General features: G+C 67.8%; 19 protein-coding genes. 16 read left to right on the top strand and 3 right to left on the bottom strand.

The features are described from left to right. Positions 1 to 145: 145 nt before the first annotated feature. Positions 146 to 1894, top strand: a complete 1749-nt coding sequence (gene poxB, locus C8J24_RS13580; RefSeq protein WP_107933176.1) for a ubiquinone-dependent pyruvate dehydrogenase — start codon at positions 146 to 148, stop codon at positions 1892 to 1894. A 54-nt stretch (positions 1895 to 1948) separates the two neighbouring features. Here the strand turns inward: poxB and C8J24_RS13575 are convergent, their stop codons facing one another. Together C8J24_RS13575 and C8J24_RS13570 are read right to left on the bottom strand one after the other, a co-directional pair. Then, on the bottom strand, positions 1949 to 3616 hold the full coding sequence (locus tag C8J24_RS13575; RefSeq protein ID WP_031395000.1) for an MFS transporter: 1668 nt from the start codon (positions 3614 to 3616) through the stop codon (positions 1949 to 1951). A 49-nt stretch (positions 3617 to 3665) separates the two neighbouring features. Continuing rightward, the gene (locus C8J24_RS13570; protein ID WP_107933174.1) at positions 3666 to 5093 is read right to left on the bottom strand and encodes a DcaP family trimeric outer membrane transporter; all 1428 of its coding nucleotides are present in this window, start codon (positions 5091 to 5093) and stop codon (positions 3666 to 3668) included. A 147-nt stretch (positions 5094 to 5240) separates the two neighbouring features. Here C8J24_RS13570 and acs point away from each other — a divergent pair, with 147 nt between their 5' ends. The 3 genes from acs to C8J24_RS13555 all read left to right on the top strand — a co-directional run bounded on the left by acs (position 5241) and on the right by C8J24_RS13555 (position 8690). Beyond that, positions 5241 to 7196 carry an acetate--CoA ligase gene (acs, locus tag C8J24_RS13565; protein ID WP_107933171.1) on the top strand — a complete coding sequence of 652 codons (1956 nt, stop codon included), beginning with the start codon at positions 5241 to 5243 and terminating at the stop codon, positions 7194 to 7196. Next, a complete protein-coding gene (locus C8J24_RS13560) occupies positions 7193 to 7819 on the top strand; it encodes a response regulator transcription factor (protein ID WP_107933169.1) in 627 nt (208 codons plus the stop codon). Before acs ends, C8J24_RS13560 begins: the two co-directional genes overlap by 4 nt. A gap of 82 nt (positions 7820 to 7901) precedes the next feature. Next, positions 7902 to 8690 (top strand): hypothetical protein, encoded by a 789-nt coding sequence (locus C8J24_RS13555; RefSeq protein ID WP_107045886.1) that lies wholly within the window; start codon positions 7902 to 7904, stop codon positions 8688 to 8690. Positions 8691 to 8708: 18 nt separating this feature from the next. Here the strand turns inward: C8J24_RS13555 and C8J24_RS13550 are convergent, their stop codons facing one another. Beyond that, complete coding sequence (locus C8J24_RS13550) at positions 8709 to 12032, bottom strand: hybrid sensor histidine kinase/response regulator (RefSeq protein WP_107933167.1); 3324 nt, start codon at positions 12030 to 12032, stop codon at positions 8709 to 8711. 155 nt (positions 12033 to 12187) lie between these two features. Between C8J24_RS13550 and C8J24_RS13545 the strand changes: the two genes are divergently transcribed. The 12 genes from C8J24_RS13545 (at position 12188) to C8J24_RS13490 (ending at position 26854) form a co-directional block, all read left to right on the top strand. Further along, complete coding sequence (locus C8J24_RS13545; protein ID WP_107933165.1) at positions 12188 to 13822, top strand: NAD(P)/FAD-dependent oxidoreductase; 1635 nt, start codon at positions 12188 to 12190, stop codon at positions 13820 to 13822. 60 nt (positions 13823 to 13882) lie between these two features. Further along, positions 13883 to 14863, top strand: a complete 981-nt coding sequence (locus C8J24_RS13540; protein ID WP_107933163.1) for a cell wall hydrolase — start codon at positions 13883 to 13885, stop codon at positions 14861 to 14863. A 94-nt stretch (positions 14864 to 14957) separates the two neighbouring features. After that, positions 14958 to 15185 (top strand): hypothetical protein, encoded by a 228-nt coding sequence (locus C8J24_RS13535; RefSeq protein ID WP_051916613.1) that lies wholly within the window; start codon positions 14958 to 14960, stop codon positions 15183 to 15185. A 110-nt stretch (positions 15186 to 15295) separates the two neighbouring features. Next, complete coding sequence (locus C8J24_RS13530; RefSeq protein WP_107933161.1) at positions 15296 to 16588, top strand: dicarboxylate/amino acid:cation symporter; 1293 nt, start codon at positions 15296 to 15298, stop codon at positions 16586 to 16588. A gap of 144 nt (positions 16589 to 16732) precedes the next feature. After that, positions 16733 to 18328, top strand: a complete 1596-nt coding sequence (locus tag C8J24_RS13525; protein WP_107933159.1) for an isocitrate lyase — start codon at positions 16733 to 16735, stop codon at positions 18326 to 18328. 397 nt (positions 18329 to 18725) lie between these two features. Further along, complete coding sequence (locus C8J24_RS13520; protein ID WP_107933156.1) at positions 18726 to 19403, top strand: ABC transporter ATP-binding protein; 678 nt, start codon at positions 18726 to 18728, stop codon at positions 19401 to 19403. Further along, positions 19400 to 21910: an FtsX-like permease family protein gene (locus tag C8J24_RS13515; protein ID WP_107933154.1), complete on the top strand. Its 2511-nt coding sequence runs from the start codon at positions 19400 to 19402 to the stop codon at positions 21908 to 21910. The genes C8J24_RS13520 and C8J24_RS13515 overlap by 4 nt, the downstream gene beginning before the upstream one ends. Continuing rightward, positions 21910 to 22971, top strand: a complete 1062-nt coding sequence (locus tag C8J24_RS13510) for a lipocalin-like domain-containing protein (protein WP_107933152.1) — start codon at positions 21910 to 21912, stop codon at positions 22969 to 22971. The genes C8J24_RS13515 and C8J24_RS13510 overlap by 1 nt, the downstream gene beginning before the upstream one ends. 96 nt (positions 22972 to 23067) lie before the next feature. Next, the gene (locus C8J24_RS13505) at positions 23068 to 24093 is read left to right on the top strand and encodes a sulfate ABC transporter substrate-binding protein (RefSeq protein WP_107933150.1); all 1026 of its coding nucleotides are present in this window, start codon (positions 23068 to 23070) and stop codon (positions 24091 to 24093) included. 30 nt (positions 24094 to 24123) lie between these two features. Continuing rightward, complete coding sequence (gene cysT / locus C8J24_RS13500; RefSeq protein WP_244180717.1) at positions 24124 to 24990, top strand: sulfate ABC transporter permease subunit CysT; 867 nt, start codon at positions 24124 to 24126, stop codon at positions 24988 to 24990. Then, positions 24987 to 25826: a sulfate ABC transporter permease subunit CysW gene (cysW, locus tag C8J24_RS13495; RefSeq protein WP_031395573.1), complete on the top strand. Its 840-nt coding sequence runs from the start codon at positions 24987 to 24989 to the stop codon at positions 25824 to 25826. Before cysT ends, cysW begins: the two co-directional genes overlap by 4 nt. Beyond that, a complete protein-coding gene (locus C8J24_RS13490) occupies positions 25823 to 26854 on the top strand; it encodes a sulfate/molybdate ABC transporter ATP-binding protein (protein ID WP_244180716.1) in 1032 nt (343 codons plus the stop codon). Before cysW ends, C8J24_RS13490 begins: the two co-directional genes overlap by 4 nt. Positions 26855 to 26859 lie beyond the last annotated feature (5 nt).

Here is a 26859-nt window from a genome sequence, read left to right as displayed (position 1 = left end):
AACCGAAAATTTGAACTTGTTACATTTCTGCAACGATCCGGCCGTACCGCTCCCAGGTTCGATTCCGCGATTTCGCCGCGTCACTTGCCGCCGGGACGCGTTGAGGCCTCGACCTTCACCCTTTTTCGAGACCCGGAGACGCCCGATGCCCAAGACCCTGATCGCCGACCTGTTCGTCGAGACGCTCGAGCTTGCCGGTGTCGAGCGCATCTATGGTGTGGTCGGCGACAGCCTGAACGGCCTCACCGAAGCGCTCAGGCGGCGTGGAACGATCGAATGGGTGCACGTCCGCAACGAGGAAGCGGCGGCCTTCGCGGCCGGCGCCGAAGCGCAACTCACCGGCAAGCTCGCGGTCTGCGCCGGCTCCTGCGGGCCGGGCAACCTGCATCTGATCAACGGGCTGTACGACTGCAACCGGACCCGCGTGCCCGTACTGGCGATTGCCGCGCAGATACCGAGCGCGGAAATCGGCTCCAATTATTTCCAGGAAACCCGCCCCGAGGCGCTGTTCCGTGAATGCAGCGTCTATTGCGAGACGATCTCCGATGCCGATCAGATGCCGCGCACGCTCGACACCGCGATCCGTGCCGCGGTCGGCCATCGTGGCGTCGCGGTCGTCGCGATGCCGGGCGATGTTGCATTGCGCACGACCACGGGCCTTATCGCCCGATCCCGCACGGCGTTGCTGCCCGAAGCGGCCACGATCATCCCCGATCAGGGCTCGCTCGCTCGCCTTGCCGCGCTGCTGAACGACACCGGCAAGGTGACGATCCTCGCGGGTCGCGGCTGTCGGGGGGCGCATGCGCAACTCGTCGCGCTTGCCGGCGTGCTCCAGGCACCGGTCGTCCATGCACTCGGCGGCAAGGAATTCGTCGAATATGACAATCCTTATGATGTCGGCATGACCGGGCTGATCGGCTTCTCGTCCGGCTATGACGCGATGATGGAGTGCGACACGCTGCTGATGCTCGGGACCGACTTCCCTTATCGCCAATTCTATCCGGAAAAGGCGAAGGTGGCGCAGATCGACCTGCGGCCCGAAAATCTCGGCCGCCGTACCGCGATAGACCTCGGCTTGGTCGGCGACGTCGGCGCGACGATCGACCATGTCCTGCCGCTGCTGACACGCGAGCGCGACGGCGCCTTCCTGCGCGACGCACGCGAGGATTACGCCAAGTCGCGCAAAGGCCTGGACGAGCTCGCGACCGGCACCCCGGGCAGCGGCGTGATCCACCCGCAGCATGTCGCGCGAGTCGTCAGCGAGCTCGCAAGCGACGACGCCGTCTTCGCGTGCGACGTCGGCACCCCGACTGTCTGGGCGGCACGCTACCTGGAAATGAACGGCCGCCGGCGGCTGATCGGGTCGTTCAACCATGGCTCGATGGCAAACGCCCTGCCTCAGGCGATCGGCGCGCAGGCCGCCTATCCCGGCCGGCAGATCGTCAGCCTGTCGGGCGACGGCGGCCTTGCGATGCTGATGGGCGAATTGCTGACCGTTCGGCAGCTCGGTTTGCCGGTGAAGATCATCGTCTTCAACAACGGCACGCTCGGCTTTGTCGAAATGGAGATGAAGGCGGCGGGGATGATCGAGACCGGCGTCGCGCTCGACAATCCCGATTTCGCCGCGATGGCGCGCGCGATCGGTCTGCACGGCGTTCGCGTCACCGACCCTGGCGAGGTCGAGGCGGGCGTCCGCGAGGTGCTCGCGCATCCGGGCCCCGCGCTGCTCGATGCCGTTACCGCGCGCACCGAACTGTCGATGCCGCCCAAGATCACGCTCGAACAGATGAAGGGCTTCACGCTCTATATGGCGAAAGCGGTGATGAGTGGTCGTGGGGATTCGATCGTCGAGCTCGGCAAGACCAATGCCGGACTGTTCAAGACGCTGTTCTGAAACAGATCCGGGGTGCGGCGGCTGCCGCACCCCGGGACTGCTCGATACTACCGTTTAGCCGTGCAGCGAGCGGCGGAACGTCTCGGGCAGGAAGACCAGACCGACCAATGCGGTGACCGCACAGGCCAGGATCGGGTACCAGAGCCCGTAATAGATGTCCCCGGTTGCCGCGACCATCGCAAAGGCCGCAGTCGGCAGGAAGCCGCCGAACCAGCCATTGCCGATATGATAGGGCAGCGACATCGACGTATAGCGGATCCGCGTCGGGAACAGTTCGACCAGCAGCGCGGCGATCGGGCCATAGACCATCGTCACGTACAGCACGAGCAGGACGAGGATCGCGACGACCATCGGCTTGTTGATCTGCGCCGGGTCCGCCTTTTCGGGATAGCCGACCGCGGTCAGTGCGGTCTTCACCTCGGCGCCGAACGCCTTGATCGCTGCAGTACGATCGGCCCCTGTCACGATCGCCGGATTGACGACCGGAATGGTCGCGCCGCCGATATGGATTTGTGCGACCGTGCCCGCCGGTGCGACGACGTTGGTGTAGGAAATGCCGGCCTTGGCCAAATACGACTTGGCGATGTCGCACGAGCTGCTGTCGAACTTGTTCTTGCCGACCGGATCGAACTGCACCGAGCATTCATCGGGGTTGGCGACGACGCTGACCGGCGACGACAGCTGCGCGGCATAGAGCGCCGGGTTGGCTGCCTTCGACAGCGCGTGGAACAGCGGCATATAGGTCAGTGCAGCGAGCGCACAGCCGGTCAGGATGATCCATTTCCGCCCGACCTTGTCCGACAGCCAGCCGAAGAAGATGAACGCGGGTGTCGCGATCAGCAGCGCGATTGCGATCAGGATATTCGTCGTCGGCCCGTCGACGCGGAGATTCTTTTCGAGGAAGAACAGCGCGTAGAACTGGCTGGTGTAGAACACGACGCCCTGCCCCACGACCGCACCGAACAGCGCGATCAGCACGATCTTGAGATTGCCCCATTTGGCGAACGCCTCGGTCAGCGGTGCCTTGGAGGTTTTGCCCTCCTCCTTCATCTTCTGGAACACCGGGCTCTCTTCGAGCTGCATCCGGATCCAGAGCGACACTGCGAGCAGCGCGATCGAGACGATGAACGGGATGCGCCAGCCCCAGGCCGCGAACGCCTCCTCGCCGACGAGCGTGCGCACGCCGATCACGATTAGCAGCGCTGCAAACAGGCCGAGCGACGCCGTGGTCTGGATGAAGCTGGTGAACAGCCCGCGCTTCTTGTCCGGCGCATGCTCGGCGACATAGGTCGCAGCGCCACCATATTCACCGCCGAGCGCAAGGCCCTGCAGCAGCCGGAGCACGACCAGCGCGATCGGCGCAGCGACGCCGACCGAGGCATAGCTCGGGAGCAGACCGACGAGGAAGGTCGACAGGCCCATGATCGCCATCGTGACGAGGAAGGTGTTCTTGCGCCCGACGACATCGCCGATCCGCCCGAACACCAGCGCACCGAACGGCCGCACCGCGAACCCGGCCGCAAACGCCGCGAGCGCAAAGATGAACCCGGTCGTCTCGTTGACGCCCGAGAAGAACTGCGCGGTGATGATCGTCGCGAGCAGCCCGTAGAGATAGAAGTCATACCATTCGAACACCGCGCCGAGCGACGACGCGATGATGATCAGTGGCTGGCTCTGCTTCACGTGACCAAGGGGCGATGCGTCCCCTGTTGTCGTTGCCATGGCGGTATCCTCTCAAGTGGAGCGGTGGTAATTTTGGAGCGTCGGGCGATCAGAACCCGTATTTGAAGGCGAATTCCATGCGGTCGAGCGCACCGGTGTCACCCGAAACCAGTTCGCGGACGGCGTGCCGATATTCGACGCCGATGTCGAAGCCCTTGCCGGGCGACCAGAACAGGTTGGCAGCACCGCCATAGGACTTGGCATTGGCCAGCCCCGTGACGATCACGCCGGCCGGATAATCGGCCGATTGGTAGCTGCCCATTAGCGTCGAGTGGATCGCATCGGTCCAGCCGATACGCAGTGCCGCGAAGCCTGCGAAATTGTCGATCCGCTCGAGCTGCGTCGCGGTGCCGCCGTAGATCGCGTCGGGGACATATCCCAATCCCAGATATCGACCGATGCCCTGCCCGTAGGTCGCCATGAAGCGCAGGTCGTGACGCTTGCCGATCGGGATCTTGCCGGACCCGGAAACGCCCCAGCCAAAGGCGGTATCGCCGCGGCCCAGGGTATCGGTGCGCAATTCGCGCGCGATGCCGGCCAGTGCGAAATCGCCCAGTGTCGACTTCCAGTTCAGCCGTGCCACCACGTCGGGCAGGCGGTCGTCATCCGTGTCGACCAGCGCCGCATTGGCGGGCAGCGCCGTTTCCGTTTCGGGATTCTCGACCGCGACCTGCAACGTCAGCCCGGTTCGCAAGGGGATGGAGTAGCGGATCAGCGCCTGACGGTTGAACACCGTGCCGTCCAGCGGGCCGACGAAATCGGTCGTCTCGGGCAGCACCGCGATGTTCTGGAAGGTCGACCATTCCTGCCCGACCAGCAGATTGCCATATTCGATGAAGCCACGGCGGAAAGTGGGCGTGTAAGGGTTGGTCGCGCGCTGCGCGCCGACCGGCGCCGTCGCGAGCGCGAAATCAAACTCCACCAGCGTCTTTATCTCGGTACCGTTCATCGGGGTTGCCGTGCTGAACTGCAGGCGGGTCTGGCGCGCGGAGAGCAACAGGTCCTGGCTGGAGAACCCGCCGCCGACCGGAATCTGCTGCGGCAGGAAGAACTCCTTGCCCAGCCCCCCGACCGCGACCTCGCCACCGCTGTAGCGGCTGGCAATGGCGTTGAGGCGAACGAAACCGCCCAGCTTGACCGTCGTGTTCCCCATGCGAAAACCGTCGGTCGGTGCCGAGTTTGTCGCGACAGGCTTGGCCTGGGCCACATTGGTCGCGCCGGGCGATCCGCCGGACGACGCGGCCGGCGCCGTCACCTGCGACGCAGCGACGGCGGTCTGTGGGGACAGAGTCGGGGCCGCGGCGGCGGTTGCACGCGCTGCGGTCAGCTCGCCGCGAAGGTCCTGGACCGCTGCTTCGAGCGCCTTGAGCCGTGCTTCGAGTTCCGCCTCTCGCGCGGTCTGGCCGAAGGCGGCGCCCGGCGTCAGCCCGACAAGGGCCGTGCCAAGCAGCAACGTCGTGAATACCGATCGTTTCATCCCAACCTCCTGGTTGCTCCACCGGTCTGACGCGTAGATGAAAGCAACGCGACGATGGCGGATCGGCCGGGCGGGATCATCCCTGACTTTGGTTGGGGGTGCCGCGTACCGCGCGACCGTCTAGAACGGCGGCAAAAGGAGAGTGTGATGACCGAGGCCAGCTATCCCGTTCCCGCAGCATGGGCCAAGGACGCACGGATCGATGCCGCCGCCTATGACCGGATGTATGCCGAGGCCGCGACTGATCCCGATGCCTTCTGGGCGAAAGAGGCGCAGCGGCTCGACTGGATCGTTCCCCCGACCAAGATCAAGGACACGTCGTTCGACGAGGCCGATTTCCGCATCCGCTGGTTCGAGGACGGTCAGCTCAACGTCGCCGCCAATTGCGTCGATCGCCACGCCGATACACGCCCAGACGCGACCGCGATCCTGTGGGAAGGCGACGACCCCGCCGACTCGCGCACGATCAGCTACGCCGAGCTGCGCGACGAAGTGTCCCGGCTCGCCAATGCGCTGAAGGCGCGCGGCGTCGCGAAGGGGGACCGCGTCACGATCTATCTGCCGATGATCCCCGAAGCCGCGTTCGCGATGCTCGCCTGTGCGCGGATCGGCGCGATCCATTCGGTTGTGTTCGGCGGCTTCTCCCCCGACAGCCTGTGCAACCGGATCCACGATTGCGACAGCCGCGTCGTCATCACCGCGGACGAAGGGCTGCGCGGCGGCAAGACGATTCCGCTGAAGGCCAATGTCGATGCCGCGCTCGATCAGGGCGATCTCGGCGTCGAGACGGTCATCGTCGTCCGCCGCACCGGCGGCGACATCGCGATGACCGAGGGCCGCGATTGCTGGTATCACGAGTGCGTCGCAAACCAGTCGACCGACTGCGCGCCCGAGCCAATGAACGCCGAGGATCCGTTGTTCATCCTCTACACCAGCGGATCGACCGGCCAGCCCAAGGGCGTGCTCCACACCACCGGCGGCTATCTCGTCTGGGCGTCGATGACGCATGAATATGTCTTCGATTACCGCGCGGGCGACGTGTTCTGGTGCGCGGCGGATGTCGGCTGGGTCACCGGCCACACCTATACGCTGTATGGCGCACTCGCGAACGGCGCGACGACGGTGATGTTCGAGGGCGTTCCTAATTACCCCGACCACAGCCGCTTCTGGCAGATCGTCGACAAATATCAGGTCAGCACGCTCTACACAGCACCCACCGCGCTGCGTGCGCTGATGCGCGAGGGCGACGACTGGGTCACGCGGACCAGCCGCAAGTCGCTCCGGCTGCTCGGGTCGGTCGGCGAGCCGATCAACCCCGAGGCCTGGAACTGGTATCACAATGTCGTCGGCGAAGGCCGCTGCCCGATCGTCGACACCTGGTGGCAGACCGAGACCGGCGGGCACATGATCAGCCCGCTCCCCGGCGCGACCGCGCTCAAGCCCGGCAGCGCGACAAAGCCGTTGTTCGGCGTGGTGCCCGAACTGGTCGATGCCGACGGCAAGGTGCTGGACGGCGCGGTCGAGGGCAATCTCGTGATCGCCGACAGCTGGCCAGGGCAGATGCGGACCGTGTGGAACGATCATGCGCGCTTCTTCCAGACCTATTTCTCGACCTATCCGGGCAAGTATTTCACCGGTGACGGCTGCCGCCGCGACGCGGATGGGTATTACTGGATCACCGGCCGCGTCGACGACGTGATCAACGTCAGCGGCCACCGCATGGGCACCGCCGAGGTCGAGAGCGCGCTGGTCGCGCATTCGAAGGTCGCCGAAGCCGCGGTCGTCGGCATGCCGCACGACGTGAAGGGCCAGGGCATCTATGCCTATGTCATGCTCAACGCGAATGCCGAACCCAGCGAGGAGCTGCGCAAGGAACTCGTCCAATGGGTCCGCCGCGAGATCGGTCCGATCGCAACGCCCGACGTCCTGCAGTTCGCCCGCGGCCTGCCCAAGACGCGCTCGGGCAAGATCATGCGCCGGATCCTGCGCAAGATCGCCGAGAACCAGCTCGACGGTCTGGGCGATACCTCGACGCTCGCCGATCCGACGGTCGTCGACGCGCTGATCACGGGTCGCGAAAAGGCCACCGCCGCCTTCGCATGACCGCGCGCACGATCCTGATCGCCGACGACCATCCGCTTTTCCGCCAGGCGCTGAAGCTGGCGGTTGGTCGCGCGGCCCCCGATGCGACGATCCTCGAGGCGGGGCAGCTCGGCGAGGCGATCGAGGCGGCGCGGGGCGCCGCCCGCCTCGATCTCGTCCTGCTCGACCTGCGGATGCCGGGGTCGGAGGGCTTTGCGGGTGTCGCCCTGCTGCATGCCGAGCGTCCCGACACGCCGATCGTCGTCATCTCGTCCGCCGACGAGGCGGAGGCCGCGCCGCGCGCGCGCGCCTATGGCGCGGTCGGCTTCGTGTCGAAGACCGCCGATCTCGCCACGCTCGAAAATGCGGTCGCGCGCGCGCTGGCGGGCGACCGCGATGCCCCCGTCGCCGCCCTGCCGGCCGATGACATCTCCAATCGCGTCGCCAGCCTGACCCCGACCGAATTGAAAGTATTGCTCGGCGTTCTCGCGGGGCGACTCAACAAGCAGATCGCGTTCGACCTCGGCGTTTCGGAGGCGACCGTAAAGGGCCACATGACCGCGATCCTGCGCAAGCTCGGCGTCCAGAACCGCACCCAGGCGGTGCTTGCCGCGCGCGCGCTCGACATTCGCTTCGCCGACTAGCCGACCGCCTCCCACTTGCGAGACGAGCCGCACGGCAATCGACGTCTTGCGACACCACCTTGCGCGGTCTAGGCGACCATCAATGGCTTCGACGTCCTACCTGTCCGCGTCGAACCGATCGCGCCAGCCGCTCTGGCGGCGCGCGCGTTCATTCCTGCTGGCGATCGCCGCGCATGTCGTCGTCATTCTCCTGCTGCTGCGGCTCGCGCCAACGCCGACCAAGCCCGAGCCGACGCCACCGCCCAGCAGCTTCCGCCTGTTACCCGACCGCGAGACGAAACCCGAGACCCCGCAACGCCCGGTGATCGAAAAGGCGAAGAAGGTCGCCGGCGGCGCCTCGCCCAGATCGCCCCGCCCGCCATCGACCGCGCCGGCGTCGGACCCGCGCCCCGTCACCCCTGCCCCGGCCTTCCCCAAGATGCTGGCGGGCGGCATGGAGTTGTTCGATTCGGCGGACATATCCAAGATCCCGTCGCACCCGGGCGATCGCCAGGCGGGCGGCTCCGACACCGATGGCGCGGGCGCTGGCAAGGACAGCGGCTCTGCCTACGGCCCGGGCGAAGGTCCAAGTGGCGAGCGGCTCTACAATGCCGAATGGTATACCGAACCGAGCCATGCCGAACTTGCGGGCTATGTTCCCAATGGCGCACCCCCGGGCAGCTGGGCACTGATCGCCTGCCGGACCGCGGAGAATTACAGGGTCGAGAATTGCCGGTCGCTCGGCGAATCCCCGGTCGGCTCGGGGCTGGCCCGCGCAATGCGGCAGGCCGCATGGCAGTTCCGCGTGCTGCCGCCCCGGGTCGGCGGCAAGAAGATGATCGGCGCCTGGGTCCGCATCAAGATCGACTTCACGAGCGCCCCGGCCAAATAATCACGCGGAGTTAGCGCCTCATACCGCCGCCGCGGCCGCGGATGCGCGTTCGAGGAATGCCCATAGCTCGCGTGGCACCACCGGCTTGTTCAGCACGGTGATCCCCGCACAGCGCGGATCGTCCGCCGCGCTGCGGTCCGCGGTCACCAGCGCGATCGCGGGCGCCGGCGCCATCGCCGACAAGCGTTCGGCAACGTCCAGTCCGTCCTGCGCCACCTCGAGATGGAAATCGATCAGTGCGACGTCGGGCTCCTCGTCCGCCGCCAGCGTCATCGCCTCCTCGATCGTCGCCGCCAGCAGCGGGACGCAGCGCCGCGACCGGAGCGCCGCGTCGAGCGCGGCGAGAATGGCGGCATCATTGTCGAGGCACAGGACGCGCAGCCCCGGCGGCAGGTCGCGCAGGACCGGGGCCGTCCTGGCACGATCGGGCAGCGTCGCATGCGCCGCCAGCGGAACGCGAACGGCGAAGGTCGACCCCGCACCCGGCTGCGACCGCAATTCGATCCGCAGGTCGAGCAGTTGCGCGATCCGCTGGACGATCGCCAGCCCCAGCCCGACACCGCCGCCCGCGCTGCCCTTGCTCTCCACCCGCTCGAACTCGGCAAAGATCCGTTCACGGTCACCCGCCGCGATGCCCGGCCCGCTGTCCCGCACCTCGACCAGGACGTCACCGCCGCGCCGCCGCGCGCCGATCCAGATCCGCCCCGACGGGGTATAACGCACCGCATTCGACAGGAAGTTCTGCAGGATCGAGCGCAGCAGCGATCGGTCGGTGGCGACGATGTGCGTCCCCGGGTGCGAGGCGAGGATCAACGCGCGTTCGCCGGCAAGCGGCCGGAACTCGGCGGCCAGTTCCTCGATCAGGTCCCCGAGCACGAACTGCTCGATCTTCGGCACGACCCCGCCCGCGTCAAGCCGCGACACGTCGAGCAAGGCCCGCAGCAGCGTATCCGCCGACCCGATCGCGCCATCGATCGCGCGGACCAGGTCGGCCTGGTGCGGCGCCTTGCCCTCGTCGAGTGCGGCGCAGAACAACCGGGCGGCATGAAGCGGCTGGAGCAGGTCATGGCTTGCCGCGGCAAGGAACCGGGTCTTGTCGCGCGTCGCGGTCTCGGCATGCCGCCGCGCCTCGTCGAGCATCGTGTTCGTTTGGGCCAGATCATGCGTCCGCGCCTCGACCCGGGCCTCGAGTTCCGCCTGCGCGGTCTTCTCCGCTGTGATGTCGGTGAAGCTCTGGACATAGCCGCCGCCCGGCATGGCCTGACCCACTGTCTTGATCCACCGCCCCGACGGTCGAAGCCGCTCGAAACTGTGCGGAAGCCCGCGTTCGAGATGCGCGAGCCTGCGCGACACATGCGCTTCGACGCCGCCCGGGCCGCATTCGCCGCGTTCGGCATTGTAGCGGATAAGGTCGGCAATCGGCCGCCCGGCGATCACATAGTCCTCGGGATAGTCGAACATCTCGACATAGCGCGGATTCCACGCGACGAGCCTCAGATTGGCGTCGATCACGCTGACGCCCGGGTCGATCGTCTCGAGCGTTGCCGACAGCAGCGACCGCGAGAAGCGCAGGCTGCGTCCCCGCTGGTCGAGCAGCCGGACGACGTCGCCTACTTCCATCGCCGAACCCGCCAGGCTCGACGTCACGATCAGCCGCGCCGAGGGTGCGCCGATCACGCCCGCGATCAGCCGTTCCGCCTGACGGGCGGCGCGTCCGTCGATCGGCGCGCCCGGATCGCGTGACAGCGGGTCCAGCCCCTCTGCGGCTTCGGCATCGCCGACGAACCGCGCGACCAGAATCTTGAGTTCGCCAAAGGTCGTGACGTGATCCAGCACGCTGTGCCGTCCCCCGAAGACCCGCCGCCGCGCCGCGTACAGGTGCAGCCCCGCCATCAGCGCGATATTCACGCCCAGGCTCCAGATCGTGCCGTTGACCAGTGGGGACCCGAGCGCGACCCGCATCAGCGCATCGGGATCGAGCAGTCCGCCGCTCGCCTTTGCGAGACTGGCGCCGAAACCACCCAATACCGAGGGCATCAACAGGCAATAGGCCCAGACGACGACGCCGCCGATCAATCCTCCGCGCGCTGCGCGGGTATCGGCGAAGCCCCAGCCGACGGTTGCGATCAGCGCGGGCGCGAACTGCGCGACGCCGGCAAACGCGATCAGCCCGATCGATGCGAGCGACAGCTCGTCGCCGATGCTCGTGCCGTACCACAAAGCAGCGGCGACGATCGCGGCGATGATCACGCGCCGGACACGCAGCAGCCGCCGCCCCAGATCGCCCTCCCCGCCATCGGTCTGCCGCCGCAGCAGCAATGGGGCCAGCAGGTCGTTGGTCGCCATCGTCGACAGCGCGATCGTCTCGGCGACGACCATCGCGGTCGCGGCGGAAAACCCGCCGATGAACGCGAGCAGCGCCATCGGATCATTGTCGCGCGCCAGCGGGACCGCCAGCACATAGAGGTCGGGTCGCGTATCGGCGGGCAGCACCGCCAGCCCCGCGAGCACGAGCGGCAGGACCATCACCGAGATCACCGCGAGATAGGCGATGAACGGCCAGCGCGCGCGCCGCACCGCCGCCGGGCCGCTCGCTTCAAGGATCCCGACATAGAATTGACGCGGCAGGCAGAGTATCGCGCAGGCGGATAGCAGCGTGCGGACGAAGAAATCGGGGGTCAGCGCGCCGGGTGCGAAACCCTCGACGAACCCGGTCAGCGGCGGCGCGATCCGCGCGGCCGGCATCGTCGCAAGCAGCGTCAGCGCGAATCCGCCGAGCGCCACGAAGCAGAGCAGCTTGATCAGCGACTCCGCCGCGATCGCCGCGACCACGCCGGTATTGCCCCCCGCCACTTCATAGCGTCGCGCGCCAAAGCTGATCGCGAACGTCGCCAGCAGCAGCGCGACGAGCGGCCCGACCAGCACCGATCCGCCGATCCCGACCAGCGCGCCGAAGCTGAGCGTCACCGAGCGCAGCTGCAGCGCGATATAGGGTATCGACGCGACCAGCGCGGTCCCCGCGACGATCGCCGCGGTACTCCGGCTGCGACCATAACGCGCCGAGATGAAGTCGGCGATCGAGCTCGACCCTTCGTCGCGCGCCAGCCGGACGAGCTTGGTCAGGAATCCCGGCGCGAGCAGGAACACCAGCGCCGGGCCGAGGTAGATCGACAGATAATCCCAGCCGCGCGTCGCCGCGGTGCCGACGCCGCCGAAGAACGTCCAGCTGCTGCAATAGACGGCCAGCGACAAGGGATAGGCGATCCGTGCCATGCGCGGCGAAAGCCCGCGCCGATCGACGACCCAGGCGATCCCGAACAACGCGGTGCCATAGGCAAGCATCGCAGCAATGACGACGGCGCTGTTGATCGGCTAGCTCCCTTGTTCCCGGATGCCGATACCGTGCAGTCCGGGCCGCCCCAGGGCAAGGCCTGCACGGTCTGCGCTTCGATACCACAGCTCATGGCGAAACCCCGCGGCCCGCGTTACAGGGCCCCATGCTCCGCATCACCGAACTCAAGCTGCCGCTCAACCATGCCGACGAAGCGATCCCCGCCGCGGTCTGCAAGCGGCTGCGCATCACCCCCCGCGAACTGATCCGCTATACCGTCGCGCGGCGCGCGCACGACGCGCGCGACAAGATGGATATCCAGCTCGTCTATTCGATCGACGTCTCTGCCAAGAACGAGGCGGCGATCCTCGCGCGGTTCCGCAAGGATCGTCACGTCAACACGACCCCCGATACCGGCTACCGCCACGTCGCCAAGGCACCCGAGACGCCGGGCGCGCGTCGCCCGGTCGTCGTGGGGACAGGGCCGTGCGGCCTTTTCGCCGGCCTCATCCTCGCGCAGATGGGGTTCCGCCCGATCATCCTCGACCGCGGCAAGCTGGTCCGCGAGCGGACCAAGGACACCTGGGGTCTGTGGCGCCGCAGCGTCCTCAACCCCGAGTCCAACGTCCAGTTCGGTGAGGGCGGCGCGGGCACCTTCTCCGACGGCAAGCTGTGGAGCCAGATCAAGGATCCCCGCCATCTCGGCCGCAAGGTCATCACCGAGTTCGTCAAGGCGGGCGCTCCCCCCGAGATCCTGACCGAGGCGCATCCGCATATCGGCACGTTCCGGCTGGTGACGATGGTCGAGGCGATGCGCGCGACGATCGAGTCGCTCGGCGGCGAATATCGCTTCGAACACCGCGTCGACGATCTCGACATCGCTGTCGATGCGGACGGCACGCGCCGCATCCGCGGGCTACACCTGCATACCGGCGACTATCTCGAGGCGGATCATGTCGTGCTCGCGGTGGGGCATAGTGCGCGCGACACCTTCCACATGCTGCACGATCGCGGCGTATTCCTCGAGGCGAAGCCCTTCTCGATCGGCGTGCGCATCGAACATCCGCAATCCTGGATCGACGAGGCGCGGTTCGGCCCCTGTGCCGGCCACCCCGATCTCGGCGCAGCGGCGTACAGCCTGTCGCATCACTGCACGAACGGGCGCACCGTCTACAGCTTCTGCATGTGCCCGGGCGGTACCGTCGTCGCGGCGACGTCCGAGGAAGGCCGCGTCGCCACCAACGGCATGAGCCAATATTCGCGCAACGAGCGCAACGCAAATTCGGGACTCGTCGTCGGCATCGACCCTGCGCGTGACTATCCCGGCAATCCACTGGCGGGCATCGAGTTGCAGCGCCATTGGGAGTCGCGCGCCTATGTCGCGGGTGGTTCGGACTATAAGGCCCCCGCGCAGCGCCTCGGTGATTTCCTCGCCGGCCGCCCGTCGAGCGCGCTCGGCACGGTCATCCCGTCCTACCGCCCCGGCGTCCACCTCACCGACCTCGCCGAATGCCTTCCCGAATTCGCGGTCACCGCGATGCGCGAGGCGCTGCCGGTATTTGGTCGCGACATTCCCGGCTATGATCACCCCGACGCGGTCCTCACCGGCGTAGAGACGCGTACCTCGTCCCCGGTCCGGATCACGCGCGGCGACGATTTTCAGAGCCTCAACACGGTCGGCCTGTTCCCCGCCGGCGAGGGCGCGGGCTATGCGGGCGGGATCCTGTCGGCCGGCGTCGACGGCATCAAGGTTGCGGAAGCCGTTGGGCTGAGCCTCGTCGGCGCCACGCCGGGGGCTTAACCACTATCTAACATCCGGGTGGTACGCGCAGGCTTCCAGTCACGACGCGCGACCTACCTTATGCTCAAGAGAACAGTGCTCGGTTTCGCGGCGATCGCCGCCAGCACCTCGTGCGTTCCCCCGTCGACGCGCGTGGCTGCACCGACGGCTGGCGTCCCGGTCCGCGACGCAGCAGAAGCGCGTAGCCTGCTCGCCGGGCTCGCGCTCGAGGCGCCCGCCGAACCGCTCGACCGCGCCTTTGCCGCCTCGACCGACGACACCCCGCGCACCCTCGCCGCCGCGCCCGCTTTTCTCGGCGCCGCGCAAAGTGACGACGACCGCCAGCGCGCCATCGCCTGCCTGACCGCCGCGGTCTATTATGAGGCACGCTCCGAACCGACCGATGGCCAGCGCGCGGTCGCACAGGTGGTGCTCAACCGCGTGCGCGATCGCGCCTTTCCGCACAGCGTCTGCGGGGTCGTCTATCAGGGGTCGACCCGGCGCACCGGCTGCCAGTTCAGCTTCACCTGCGACGGTTCGATGAACCACCCCCGCGACGGTGCCGCCTGGGCAAGGGCCGCATCGGTCGCGCGCGCCGCGTTCGACGGCAGCGTCTTCGCCCCGGTCGGCGCGTCGACCTCCTACCACGCCGCTTCGATCCTGCCCTGGTGGGCGCCAAGCCTCAGCCGGGTCGGCGCAGTCGGTGCGCACATCTTCTATCGCTGGCGCGGCGCGATGGAGCGCGCGCTCAGCTTCCGCCAGACCTATGCGGGCGTCGAACCGACCCGCGTTGCGGCGCCCGATACGATCCTCGCCGCGTCCCCGTCCACCTCTACCGAACCCGGTACGGCGGGATCCGGCGTCACCGTCCATCGCGGCCGGACCATGCCGGGGGTGGAGACTGCGATGTCGGCACCATCTGAGTCCTCCGCCGCAACACCACGCGTGCATCTGGCGTCGGGTGTCCGCATTCATATCGGTTCGGCACATGCCGGCCCGGTCCTTGGCGGGGGCGCCCCGCTGCCGGTCGTTTCGATTTCCGAGGAAAGCGATCCGACCTGATCGCCCTTTGGGGGGTGCCACATCGCGACGGGCGCGGTATCGCCGGCCCCATGCTGCTCCACATGCCCTGCCCAATGACCCGTTTCGGACCCCGATGCTGACCGCCAGCGAATTGCGCGATCGGCTCGTGACCGTGCTGACCCGCGACCATCTCGGCGACCGGCGTCGCTGGCGCATGGCGGTCGGCGAGGTCCGGGTCTATTCGACCGACACGCACGCGCATTGCAACTGGTCGGTCACGCCCTCGGGCAGCGCTGAGGACATCGACCGGATCGAGACGCTCGTCGACCGGTTTCGCGAGGAATTCCCGATCATCCGCTGATTGGCGCGCCGCGCGACCGACAAGCTCGGCTATCCCGGCACGGACAGCGTCTTCGTTGCACCGCACCATGCAGAAGCTGTATTTCGTCCGGTTCATACGGGACAGCGGCCATGCAGACATTACGGCGATCGTTCGGATTACAGGTTCTGATCGGGATGATCGCCGGGCTCGCGCTCGGCTTCGTCGCGCGCGGGACCGGCGCGGGATCTGGCCTGGCGGAAACGCTGCGCATCGTCGGCGAGATCTTCGTTCAGTTGCTGAAAACTCTTGTCGTCCCGCTCGTCTTCACCGCGATCATCGCGTCGATCGCCGCGCTGCGCGATCTCGACAATGCGCGCCGGCTGGTCATCAGCACGCTCGCCTGGTTCGCGATCACCGCGCTGATCGCGGTGTCGATCGGCATCGTCCTCGCGCTGGTAATCCAGCCCGGCGTGACCGCGGGGGTCAGTGCCGCCAGCGCGGTCGCGCCGACGACCGCCGGGTCGTGGCTCGACTTCCTGCGCGGGCTCGTCCCTGCGAATATCCTCGGGCTCGAGGCGTCGACCAAGCTGACCGACGACACCGCGCGGACCGCGCTGTCGTTCAACGTCCTGCAGATCATCGTCATCGCGATCACGATCGGGATTGCCGCGGTCCGGATCGGCGATGCGGGCGCGCCGTTCCTCGCCTTCAATGCATCGGCGCTTGCGCTTTTCCGCCGCATCCTGCGCTGGGTCATACGGTTGACGCCGATCGGTACGGGGGCGCTGCTCGGCAACGCGATCGTGCGCTATGGCTGGCAGTCGCTCTCGGCGCTCGGCGCGTTCAGCATCGCGGTCTATGCCGGGCTCGCGATCGTACTGTTCGTGGTCTACCCGCTGCTCCTGCTCGCCAACGGGCTCAGCCCGCGGCGGTTCTTCGCCGCCGCCTGGCCCGCGATCCAGCTCGGCTTCGTGTCGCGCTCGTCGATCGCCGCGCTGCCGGTGACCGAGGATGTCGTCGAACGCGGCCTCGGCGTCCCACGTACCTATGCCGCCTTCGCCGTGCCGCTCGCCGCCACGACCAAGATGGACGGGTGCGCCGCTATCTACCCCGCGGTCTCGGCGATCTTCGTCGCGCAATATTACGGCATCCCGCTGCATGCCGCCGACTATGTGCTGATCGTGCTCGTGTCGGTGCTAGGGTCCTCCGCCACCGCAGGGCTGACCGGCGCGGTCGTCATGCTGACGCTCACGCTGTCGACGCTCGGCCTCCCGCTCGAGGGCGCAGGCCTGCTGCTCGCGATCGACCCGATCCTCGACATGGGCCGCACCGCGGTCAACGTCGCCGGGCAGGCGCTCGTCCCGACGATCGTCGCCAAGCGGCAGGGCTTGCTCGATCCGGCACTGCAAGACGCCGGGACGGCGCAGGCCGCCACGGCATAACTGCGCGCTGTCACAAACGTGACAAGAAGACTCAGGCACGCGCAGCAGTTTGACAGCGCGACGCTGTAGCTGCCCCCTAGCCCCAGGCGATTCGTTGTCATGTTGTGTACCGATCCGTCATCAAACGCGGAACGAGGATGCAGCATGACCTTCCAGACCGACCTTACTCAGATCGACCAGCTGATTGCCGCGCGGAACGGCACCTGGGACGGAATTTCCGCCGAATCGGTTGCCCGGATGCGCTCGCAGAATCGCTTTCGCTCGGGTCTCGACATCGCCCGCTACACCGCGGGGATCATGCGCCGCGACATGGCCGCCTATGACGCCGATCCATCAAACTACACGCAATCGCTCGGCTGCTGGCACGGATTCATCGCGCAGCAGAAGATGATCAGCATCAAGAAGCATTTCGGCACGACGGACCGGCGCTACCTATACCTCTCGGGCTGGATGGTCGCCGCGCTCCGCAGCGAATTCGGCCCCCTTCCCGACCAGTCGATGCACGAGAAGACGAGCGTCCCTGCGCTGATAGAGGAACTTTACACCTTCCTGCGCCAAGCCGATGCGCGCGAGCTCGGCATGCTGTTCCGCGACGTCGATACGGCACGCGCGGCGGGCAACGCGATCGAGGAGAAGCGCCTGCTCAACGCGATCGAGAACCACCAGACGCACGTCGTCCCCGTCATCGCCGATATCGACGCGGGCTTCGGCAATGCCGAGGCGACATACCTGCTCGCGCGCAAGATGATCGAAGCGGGCGCCTGCGCGCTCCAGATCGAGAACCAGGTCAGCGACGAGAAGCAGTGCGGGCATCAGGACGGCAAGGTCACTGTTCCGCACGAGGACTTTCTCGCCAAGGTCCGTGCTTGCCGCTACGCCTTCCTCGAGCTCGGCGTCGAGGACGGCATCATCGTCACGCGCACCGACTCGCTCGGTGCTGGCCTCACCAAGCAGATCGCGGTCAGCAAGACGCCCGGCGATCTCGGTGACCAGTATAACTCCTATCTGGACTGCGAGGAGATCGACCCCGCGACCGCGCACAATGGCGACGTCATCCTCAACCGCGACGGCAAGCTGCTCCGCCCGAAGCGCCTGCCCTCCAACCTGTTCCAGTTCCGCGCCGGCAGCGGCGAGGATCGCTGCGTGATGGACTGTATCGCAAGCCTGCAGAACGGCGCCGACCTGCTCTGGATCGAGACCGAGAAGCCGCACATCGAACAGATTGCGGGCATGGTCGACCGCATCCGCGAGGTCGTGCCAAATGCGAAGCTCGTCTACAACAACTCACCCAGCTTCAACTGGACGCTGAACTTCCGCCAGCAGGTGTTTGATGCGTGGACCGAAGCGGGTCGCGACGTGTCGGCCTATGACCGGACGCGCCTGATGAGCGTCGACTATGACGGCACGCCGCTTGGCGACGAGGCGGACGAGCGCATCCGCACCTTCCAGGCGGATTCGGCAAAGCGCGCCGGTATCTTCCATCACCTGATCACGCTGCCGACCTATCACACCGCGGCGCTCTCGACCGACAATCTCGCCAAGGAGTATTTCGGCGATGCAGGGATGCTCGGCTATGTGAAGGGCGTCCAGCGCAAGGAAATCCGCGAGGGTATCGCCTGCGTGAAGCACCAGAACATGTCGGGCTCCGACCTAGGCGACGATCACAAGGAGTATTTCGCGGGCGAGGCGGCGCTGAAGGCCGGCGGCGTCCACAACACGATGAACCAGTTCGCGGCCTGACGCCCAAGCCGGAGCGCAAGCTCCGGCGCGGACCAGCGTCAGGCCCGGCCGGCGGGGCCAAAAGCCCCGTCCGACGCCGCGGCCTTGCCGCGGCGCTGGCCTGTTCCAACGTCAGTAAAGACGCGCATGCCTACCCAAAGACACCTCCCCGGCGAAGGCCGGGGCCCAGTTGGGGGACGGTCATGGCAGGCGTCGCCCTTCGTTACTCCCACCTCTCCAACTGGACCCCGGCCTTCGCCGGGGAGGCGCTATTGAGGGCGCCGCGGGAGCACGCGGTATCGGCCAACCCAAAGCTCACCCCTTCGCAGCCACACCCCCACAAAAACCCGCCCCCAAAACAACCCATGGCAACACCGCCGCGCTGTCCCCCGGCCGCGCACCGTGGCATGAGCCCCCCATGCAAGACCGCGCCCTGCTCCGCGTCACCGCGCTCGAAAAGTCGGTCCCCGGCGGCCGCCAGCTCTTCCGCGGGCTCGACCTGACCGCGCGTGCCGGCCAGCTTATCGCGATCGTCGGCGAAAGCGGCGTCGGCAAATCGACGCTCCTTAACATCCTCGCCGGGCTCGATGCGCCCGATGCGGGGCATGTCGCGATCGAGGACACGATCCTCGACACACTCGACGAGGCCGCGCTGACCCGGCTGCGCGCGACGCGGATCGGGTTCGTGTTCCAAGCCTTTCATGTCCTGCCCTATCTGACCCTTCGCCAGAACGTCGCGCTCCCGCTCGCGCTGGTGTCTAACGACCGCCGCGCGATCGCGGACCAGGCGCAGGCGATGCTCGCGCGGGTCGGGCTCGGCACCCGCGGCGACGGCTATGCCCGCGATCTTTCGGGCGGCGAATTGCAGCGCGTCGCGATCGCCCGCGCGCTCGTCCACCGCCCCGCGCTGATCCTCGCGGACGAGCCAACGGGCAATCTCGACCCCGACACCGCCGCGAAGATCCTGACGCTGTTTTCCGACGCGGTTCGCGAACAGGGCGTCGCCGCGATCATCGTCACCCATTCGGCGGCGGCCGCCGCGATCGCCGACGATGTTCTGACGCTGACCGCAAGCGGGCTGGAACGCGCGCGATGAGCATCCTGTCGGCGCGGCTCGCGCTGGGCTGGATGATCGGTGGCGAGTGGCGCGCCCATCCCGCGCGGCTCGCCCTCACCGCGATCGCGATCGCCATCGGTGTCGCCCTCGGCTTCGCGGTCCACCTCGTCAACGGATCGGCGCTGTCGTCGTTCGAAGGCGCATTGCGCACCGTCAAGGGTAGCGCGGACCTTCAGGTCAACGCGACCAGCCCGCTCGGCTTCGACGAAGCGCTCTATCCCAGGGTTGCGACCGCAGCCGGCGTCGCGGACGCAAGCCCGGTCGTCATCCTGCGCGCGACGATCGGGAGGCGGCCCGTCACCCTGCTCGGCCTCGACGTGATCCGTGCGGCACAGGTCACGCCGTCGCTGGTCGGTGTCGCCCCCGCCGGGATCGACCGGCGGGGCGACGCGGCGTTCGACGACGCCGCGCTCTATCTGTCCGCCGCGGCGATGCGCAACGTGAATGCCCGTCCCGGCGCGATGCTCGTCGTCACCGCAAACGGGCGCACCGCGACGATGCGCGTCGCCGGCCGGTTGCCGGGAGTGGCCGAGGGCGAGGCGATCGGCGTGATCGACATTGCCGCGGCGCAGTGGCGCTTCGACCGGCTCGGCCGCCTCGACCGGATCGACGTGAAGCAGCAGGACGGCGCCGCCCCTCCACGCCTTGCCACCATCCTCCCGCGCGATGCGACGATCGGCAGCGACGCCAGCGATGCGACGCGCAGCGACGCGCTGTCCCGCGCGTACCGCGTCAATCTTGACATGCTCGCGCTGGTCGCATTGCTGACCGGCGGGTTCCTCGTCTTTTCCGCGCAGTCGCTGTCGGTGGCCCGCCGGTTGCGGGCCTTTGCGCTCGTCCGCACGCTGGGCCTGCCGCGCAACGGGATCGTCGCGACCGTCGCGCTGGAGGGGCTGGCGATCGGCGTGATCGGCGCCACGCTCGGGCTGCTGCTCGGCTATGCGCTGGCCTATGCCGCGCTCGCCCGGTTCGGCGCGGACCTTGGCGCAGGCTATTTCGCCGATGGCCGCGTCCGGCTGACCTTCGCGCCCGCGGCCGCGATCGGATTCTTCGCGCTCGGCCTGCTGGCTGCGGTCGCGGGCAGCGTCCTGCCGGCGCGGATCGCGGCGCGTGCCCCCCCCGCCGCGGCACTGCGCAACGCCGGCGACGTCATCGACCCCCGGACCCCCATGCCCGTCCGCCCCGCCGCCATCCTGATGCTGCTCGGTGGCGGCGCGGCGCTGCTCCCGGCGATCGGCGGCCTGCCGCTGTTCGGGTTTTCGAGCATGGCGCTGATTCTGGCAGGCGGCATCGCCGGCATGCCCTGGCTCGCGCGCACGCTGCTCGCGCCGCTCAGCCGCGGTGCCGGGCGGTCCGTCCCCGTCGACCTCGCGATCCGCCACCTCCACGGTGCCCCCGCCCAGGCCGCCACCGCGCTGTGCGGGATCGTCGCGAGCACCGCGCTGATGATTGCGATGGCGGTGATGGTCACCAGCTTTCGCGGCGCGGTCGACGAATGGCTGGGTCAGGTCCTCTCGGACGATCTCTATCTTCGGGTCGAGGGTGGCGCCGGGCTCGATCCCGCGGCGCAGGCTCGGTTGCGCACAGTGCCCGGCATCACAGCGATCGCGTATAGCCGGCAGATCCCGTTGACGCTCGCGCCGGACCGGCCGCCCGTCTCGCTGATCGCACGCCCGGTTGTGACCGATGGCCCCGACCCCAGCCTCGTGCTGCTCGAAAGCGGACGCGCCCGCCCCGCCGGCACCGCTCCGATCTGGATCTCGGAGCCCGCCGCGCGGCTCTATGGCTGGACGGTCGGCGACAGCGTCACGCTGCCGATCGCCGGCCGGTACGTCGTCGCAGGGATCTGGCGCGACTATGCCCGCCAGCAGGGCGCGATCATCGTCCGCGACACCGACTATACGCGCGCCACCGGCGACCGCACGCGGACCGAGGCGGCCATCACGCTCGCCCGCGGCGCGGATCCCCGCACCGTCGAACGCGCGCTGACCGCGGCGGCGCCCCCGGCGCTCGCCGGCCTCGTCGCGATCGCGCGCCCGGCCACGCTGCGCCGCTATGCCCTCGAACTCTTCGATCGCAGTTTCGCCGTCACCTATCTGCTCGAGGGGGTCGCGATCCTCGTCGGGCTGGCCGGCGTCGCCGCCACGATGTCCGCGCAGACGATCGCCCGCACGCGCGAATTCGGCATGCTCCGCCATATCGGCGTCGCAAAGCGGCAGATCGTCACGATGTTGGCGACCGAGGGGGCGTTGCTCGGGCTCGTCGGTGGCATCGCCGGGATCACGCTCGGCGGAGTGATGGCGCAGGTGCTTGTCCATGTGATCAATCCGCAGTCGTTCAACTGGACCATGGCAACGCGCATACCCTGGGGTAGCGTCGGCGAAGTCGCGCTTGCGCTGATCGTTGCGGCGGCGGGTACCGCGGTGCTTGCCGGCCGGCGCGCGATCGCCGCCGATGCGGTCCGCATGGTCAGGGAGGACTGGTGATGCGCCCCGTGTTGACGTTCGCAGCGCTGGCGCTGACCGCCGCGACGCCGGCCGCGACCGGCTATCCCGTCGTCCGTCCGGGCGCCTCCTTCACCTTTCCGCGCGAACACGGTGCGCATCCGGCCTTCCGCACCGAATGGTGGTATGTCACCGGTCTGCTGAAGACGCAGGACGGTCGCGACCTCGGGTTCCAGATCACCTTCTTCCGGACCACCCCGGGCACCGACGCGGCGAACCCCAGCCGCTTCGCCCCCAAGCAAATCCTGTTCGCGCATGCGGCCCTCTCCGACCCGAAGCTCGGCCATCTGCTGCACGGGGAGCGGGCGGCGCGAGCGGGGTTCGGCCTGGCCCAGGCGCGCATCGGCGATACCGACGTCACGCTCAAAGACTGGCATATCCGCAGGCGACCCGACGGCCGGTTCACGACCACCGTCACCACCGGCGATTTCGCGCTGACGCTGACACTGACACCGCGCCAGCCGCCCCTGCTGCAGGGCAAGGCCGGTTACAGCCAGAAGGGTCCGCGGCCCGAACAGGCGAGCTATTACTACTCGATCCCGCATCTCGCGGTGGCGGGGCAGCTGGTGCGGCACGGCGCACCGCAACGCGTCACCGGACAGGCGTGGCTCGACCGGGAATGGTCCTCCGACTATCTGGGCGGCGGCGCGGTCGGCTGGGACTGGACCGGGCTCAATCTCGATGACGGGGGGGCGCTGATGGCGTTCCGCATACGTGGCCGCGAGGGCAAGCCGCTCTGGGCTGGGGGATCGCTGCGCCGCGCGGATGGCCGCGTCGTCCGGTTCGCGCCCGCCGACGTCCGGTTCGATCCGCTCCGGCAATGGCGTTCGCCGCGCACGGGGGCGCTCTACCCCGTGACGCAACGCCTCACCGTCCGCCTCCCCGAAGGCGTCCGCCGCTTCCGCCTCGATCCGCTGTTCGCCGATCAGGAGCTCGACGCGCGGCGCAGCGGCATGCCGGTCTATTGGGAAGGTGCGGTCCGCACGGCGGGCGGCAGCGGCTATCTTGAGCTCACCGGCTATGCCGATCCGCTGCAGATGTGACGCCTGCCGGATACCCAGGCTTTGGCATGGCCAAGCTTTGCGGCTATTCCCCACCACTACCGACGCGATAGGGATTACGCGAACCGGAGGGACTGGATGAGACTGAACCGCACGCATATCGGCCTGGCACTTGCTGCGATCGTCGCGGGCTGCTCGTCGCCCTCGAGCACGGGCAAGGATGGATCGGTCGAGTTGCTCAACGTCAGCTACGATCCGACCCGCGAACTCTACAAGGCCGTGAACACCGCGTTCGCCGCCAAGTGGAAGCAGGACACCGGCCAGACGGTGCGGTTCAACATGAGCCATGGCGGATCGGGCAAGCAGTCGCGCGCGGTGATCGACGGCCTGGGCGCCGACGTCGTCACGCTGGCGCTCGCCTATGACGTCGATGCGATTGCCGAGCGTGCGAAGCTGCTGCCCGCCAACTGGGAAACGCGCCTGCCCGACAACAGCGCGCCCTATACGTCGACGATCGTGTTCCTGGTCCGCAAGGGCAATCCCAAGCAGATTCGCGACTGGAGCGATCTGGTCAAACCCGGCGTCCAGGTGATCACGCCCAACCCCAAGACCAGCGGCGGTGCACGCTGGAACTTCCTCGCGGCCTGGGCCTATGGGAAGAAGGCCGGGGGCGGATCCGACGCCGCCGCGCAGGCCTATGTCTCGCAGCTCTACGGCCATGTCCCGGTCCTCGATTCGGGCGCACGCGGCGCCACCACCACCTTCGTCGAGCGCGGACTCGGCGACGTGCTGATCGCCTGGGAGAACGAGGCGTTCCTGTCCGAAAAGGAACTCGGCACCGGCAAGTTCGACATCGTCGTGCCGTCGATCTCGGTGCTTGCCGAACCGTCGGTCGCGGTCGTCGATGCCAATGCCAAGGCGCACGGTACCGAGAAGGTCGCTGAGGCCTATCTCCGGTTCCTCTACACGCCCGAGGGCCAGGATATCGTCGCCAAGAACTATTATCGCCCCCGCGATCCTGCGGTGCTGGCGCGCTATGCGACGCTGTTCCCGAAGATCGAGATGCGCACCATCCGCGATTTCGGCGGGTGGAAGGTTGCGCAGGCCCGCTTCTTTGCAGACGGCGGCGTGTTCGACCGGATCTATTCGGGTCCGAAGCGCTGATCGGGAATGCGATCGTCCGGATCCCCACCAGTGGCTGACGTCGCGCGCCTCGGCGCCAGGCCCAACCGAGCGCGCCGCGCGCGACGGTCGGTCATTCCCGGGTTCGGGCTGACGATGGGGCTGACGATCGTCTGGCTATGCCTGATCGTGCTCATCCCGCTGTCGACGATCTTCCTGCGCGCGGCAGGGCTTGGCTGGGACGGGTTCGTCGCAGTCGGTCTCTCGGCGCGCGCGCTGTCGGCCTACAAGCTCAGCTTCGGTACCGCGCTGCTCGCCGCGTCGGTCAACGCGGTGTTCGGCCTGCTGATCGCCTGGATCCTCGCGCGCTACGAGTTTCCGGGCAAAAAGTTCGTCGACGCCGCGGTCGACCTGCCCTTTGCGTTGCCGACTGCGGTCGCGGGCATCGCGCTGGTGTCGCTCTATGCCGAAAACGGCTGGATCGGGTCGCTGCTGGCGCCGCTTGGCATCCGCGTCGCCTACACCCCGCTCGGCGTTGTCGTCGCGCTCATCTTCATCGGCCTGCCGTTCATCGTGCGCTCGGTCCAGCCCGTGCTCGCCGACCTCGGCGCGGATGTCGAGGAAGCCGCAGCGACGCTCGGGGCGACCCGGTGGCAGACGTTCAGCCGGGTCATCCTGCCCGCCATCGCACCCGCGCTGCTGACCGGCTTCGCGCTCGCCTTTGCGCGCGGCGTCGGCGAATATGGCTCGGTCATCTTCATCGCGGGCAACATGCCGTACAAGTCGGAGATCGCGCCGTTGCTGATCGTCACCCAGCTCGAACAGTTCGACTATCCCGGCGCGACCGCGATCGCGTGCGTCATGCTGGTCGCCTCCTTCTCGATGCTGCTGCTGGTCAATCTGCTCCAGGCGTGGCGTGCGAAGCGGAGCGCGAAATGACCCGCGCTGCGTCCAGCGAAAGCCCCGTCGCCCGGCGGATCCTGATCGGCGTCGGTCTCCTCTTCCTCGCACTCTTCCTCGCGCTGCCGCTCGTCGTCGTGTTCGTTCAGGCCTTTGCCAAGGGCTGGCCGATGTTCGTCGACGCGATCGGCCAGCCGGATGCGCGCGCGGCGATCCGGCTGACCCTGCTGGTCGCGGCGATCTCGGTGCCGCTCAACTGCGTGTTCGGCGTTGTCGCGTCCTGGGCGATCACCAAATTCGACTTCCGCGGCAAGAGCCTGCTGATCTCGCTCATCGACCTGCCCTTCTCGGTGTCGCCCGTCGTCGCCGGCCTGATCTTCGTGCTGATGTTCGGCGCACAGGGCTGGTTCGGGCCGTGGCTGATCGCGCACAACTGGAAGGTCATCTTCGCGGTGCCGGGCATCGTCCTCGCCACCGTGTTCGTCACCTTCCCGTTCGTCGCGCGCGAGATCATCCCGCTGATGGCGGAACAGGGTCGCGACGACGAGGAGGCCGCGGTGTCGCTCGGTGCGTCGGGGTGGCAGACCTTCTGGCACGTCACCCTGCCCAATATCCGCTGGGGCCTGCTCTACGGCGTGCTGCTCTGCAACGCGCGCGCGATGGGGGAGTTCGGCGCGGTGTCGGTGGTGTCGGGTCATATCCGCGGCCTGACCAACACCATGCCGCTCCACGTCGAGATCCTGTACAACGAATATGACTTCGTCGGCGCGTTTGCGGTGGCATCGCTGCTCGCGTCGCTCGCGCTCGTCACGCTCGTGTTGAAGAGCCTGCTCGAATGGCGGTTCGGCTATCACCAGGCAAGGAGTGCGCATTGAGTATCGTCATCGACGCCGTATCCAAACGGTTCGGCCAGTTCGCCGCGCTGAACGACGTCAGCCTGGAAGCGCGTCCGGGCGAGTTCCTCGCGCTGCTTGGACCGTCAGGCTCGGGCAAGACGACGCTGCTCCGCATGATCGCGGGGCTCGACTTCCCCGATAGCGGTCATGTCCTGTTCGACGGTGCGGACATGACCGGGACGCCTGCGGCCGAACGCCAGATCGGCTTCGTGTTCCAGAACTACGCGCTGTTCCGTCACATGACCGTCGCCGACAACATCGCGTTCGGCCTGACCGTGCGTGCCCGCCGCGATCGTCCGGCCAAGGCAGACATCCGTGCGCGCGTCGCCGAGCTGCTCGACCTGATCCAGCTGCCCGATCTGGGCCATCGCTATCCTGCACAGCTCTCGGGCGGTCAGCGCCAGCGTGTCGCGCTGGCGCGGGCGCTCGCGGTTGAGCCCCGCCTGCTGCTGCTTGACGAACCCTTTGGCGCGCTCGATGCCAAGGTCCGCAAGGACCTGCGCCGGTGGCTGCGCGAACTGCACGACCGGCTCGGCCTGACCTCGGTGTTCGTCACGCATGATCAGGAGGAGGCGCTCGAGCTTGCCGACCGCGTCGTCATCATGAACCGCGGTGTCATCGAACAGATCGGGACCCCGCGCGAAGTCTATGACATGCCCGCCACGCCGTTCGTCTCCGAATTCGTCGGCGAGACCAACCGCATCCCGGTGACGGTCGCCGATGGCCGCGTCCTGCATCACGGACAGGCGCTCGACGTTTCTCCGAAGGCGCTCGCCAACGGACCGGCCGAACTGCATTTCCGCCCGCACGAGGCGCTATTGGGGGATGACGCTCCCGGTGCGCTGCCGATCGTCGTCGGCGCCGTGCACAAGCGGGGTGGTACGTGGCGCGTCGAGGCGCGTGTCGACGACATCGCCGTAGAGATCGACACGAGCGGTCCCTTGCCCGAGCGTGGCGCTCGTGCGGGGCTTCGCTTCGACGATGTTCAGATTTTTCCGGCTTTGTAGCCGTG

Origin of the sequence: Sphingomonas aerolata, from assembly GCF_003046295.1 — a bacterium.
Lineage (GTDB): Bacteria > Pseudomonadota > Alphaproteobacteria > Sphingomonadales > Sphingomonadaceae > Sphingomonas > Sphingomonas aerolata.
The sequence above is the reverse complement of the archived record's forward strand: the minus strand, read 5'-3'. Positions and strand labels throughout refer to the sequence as shown.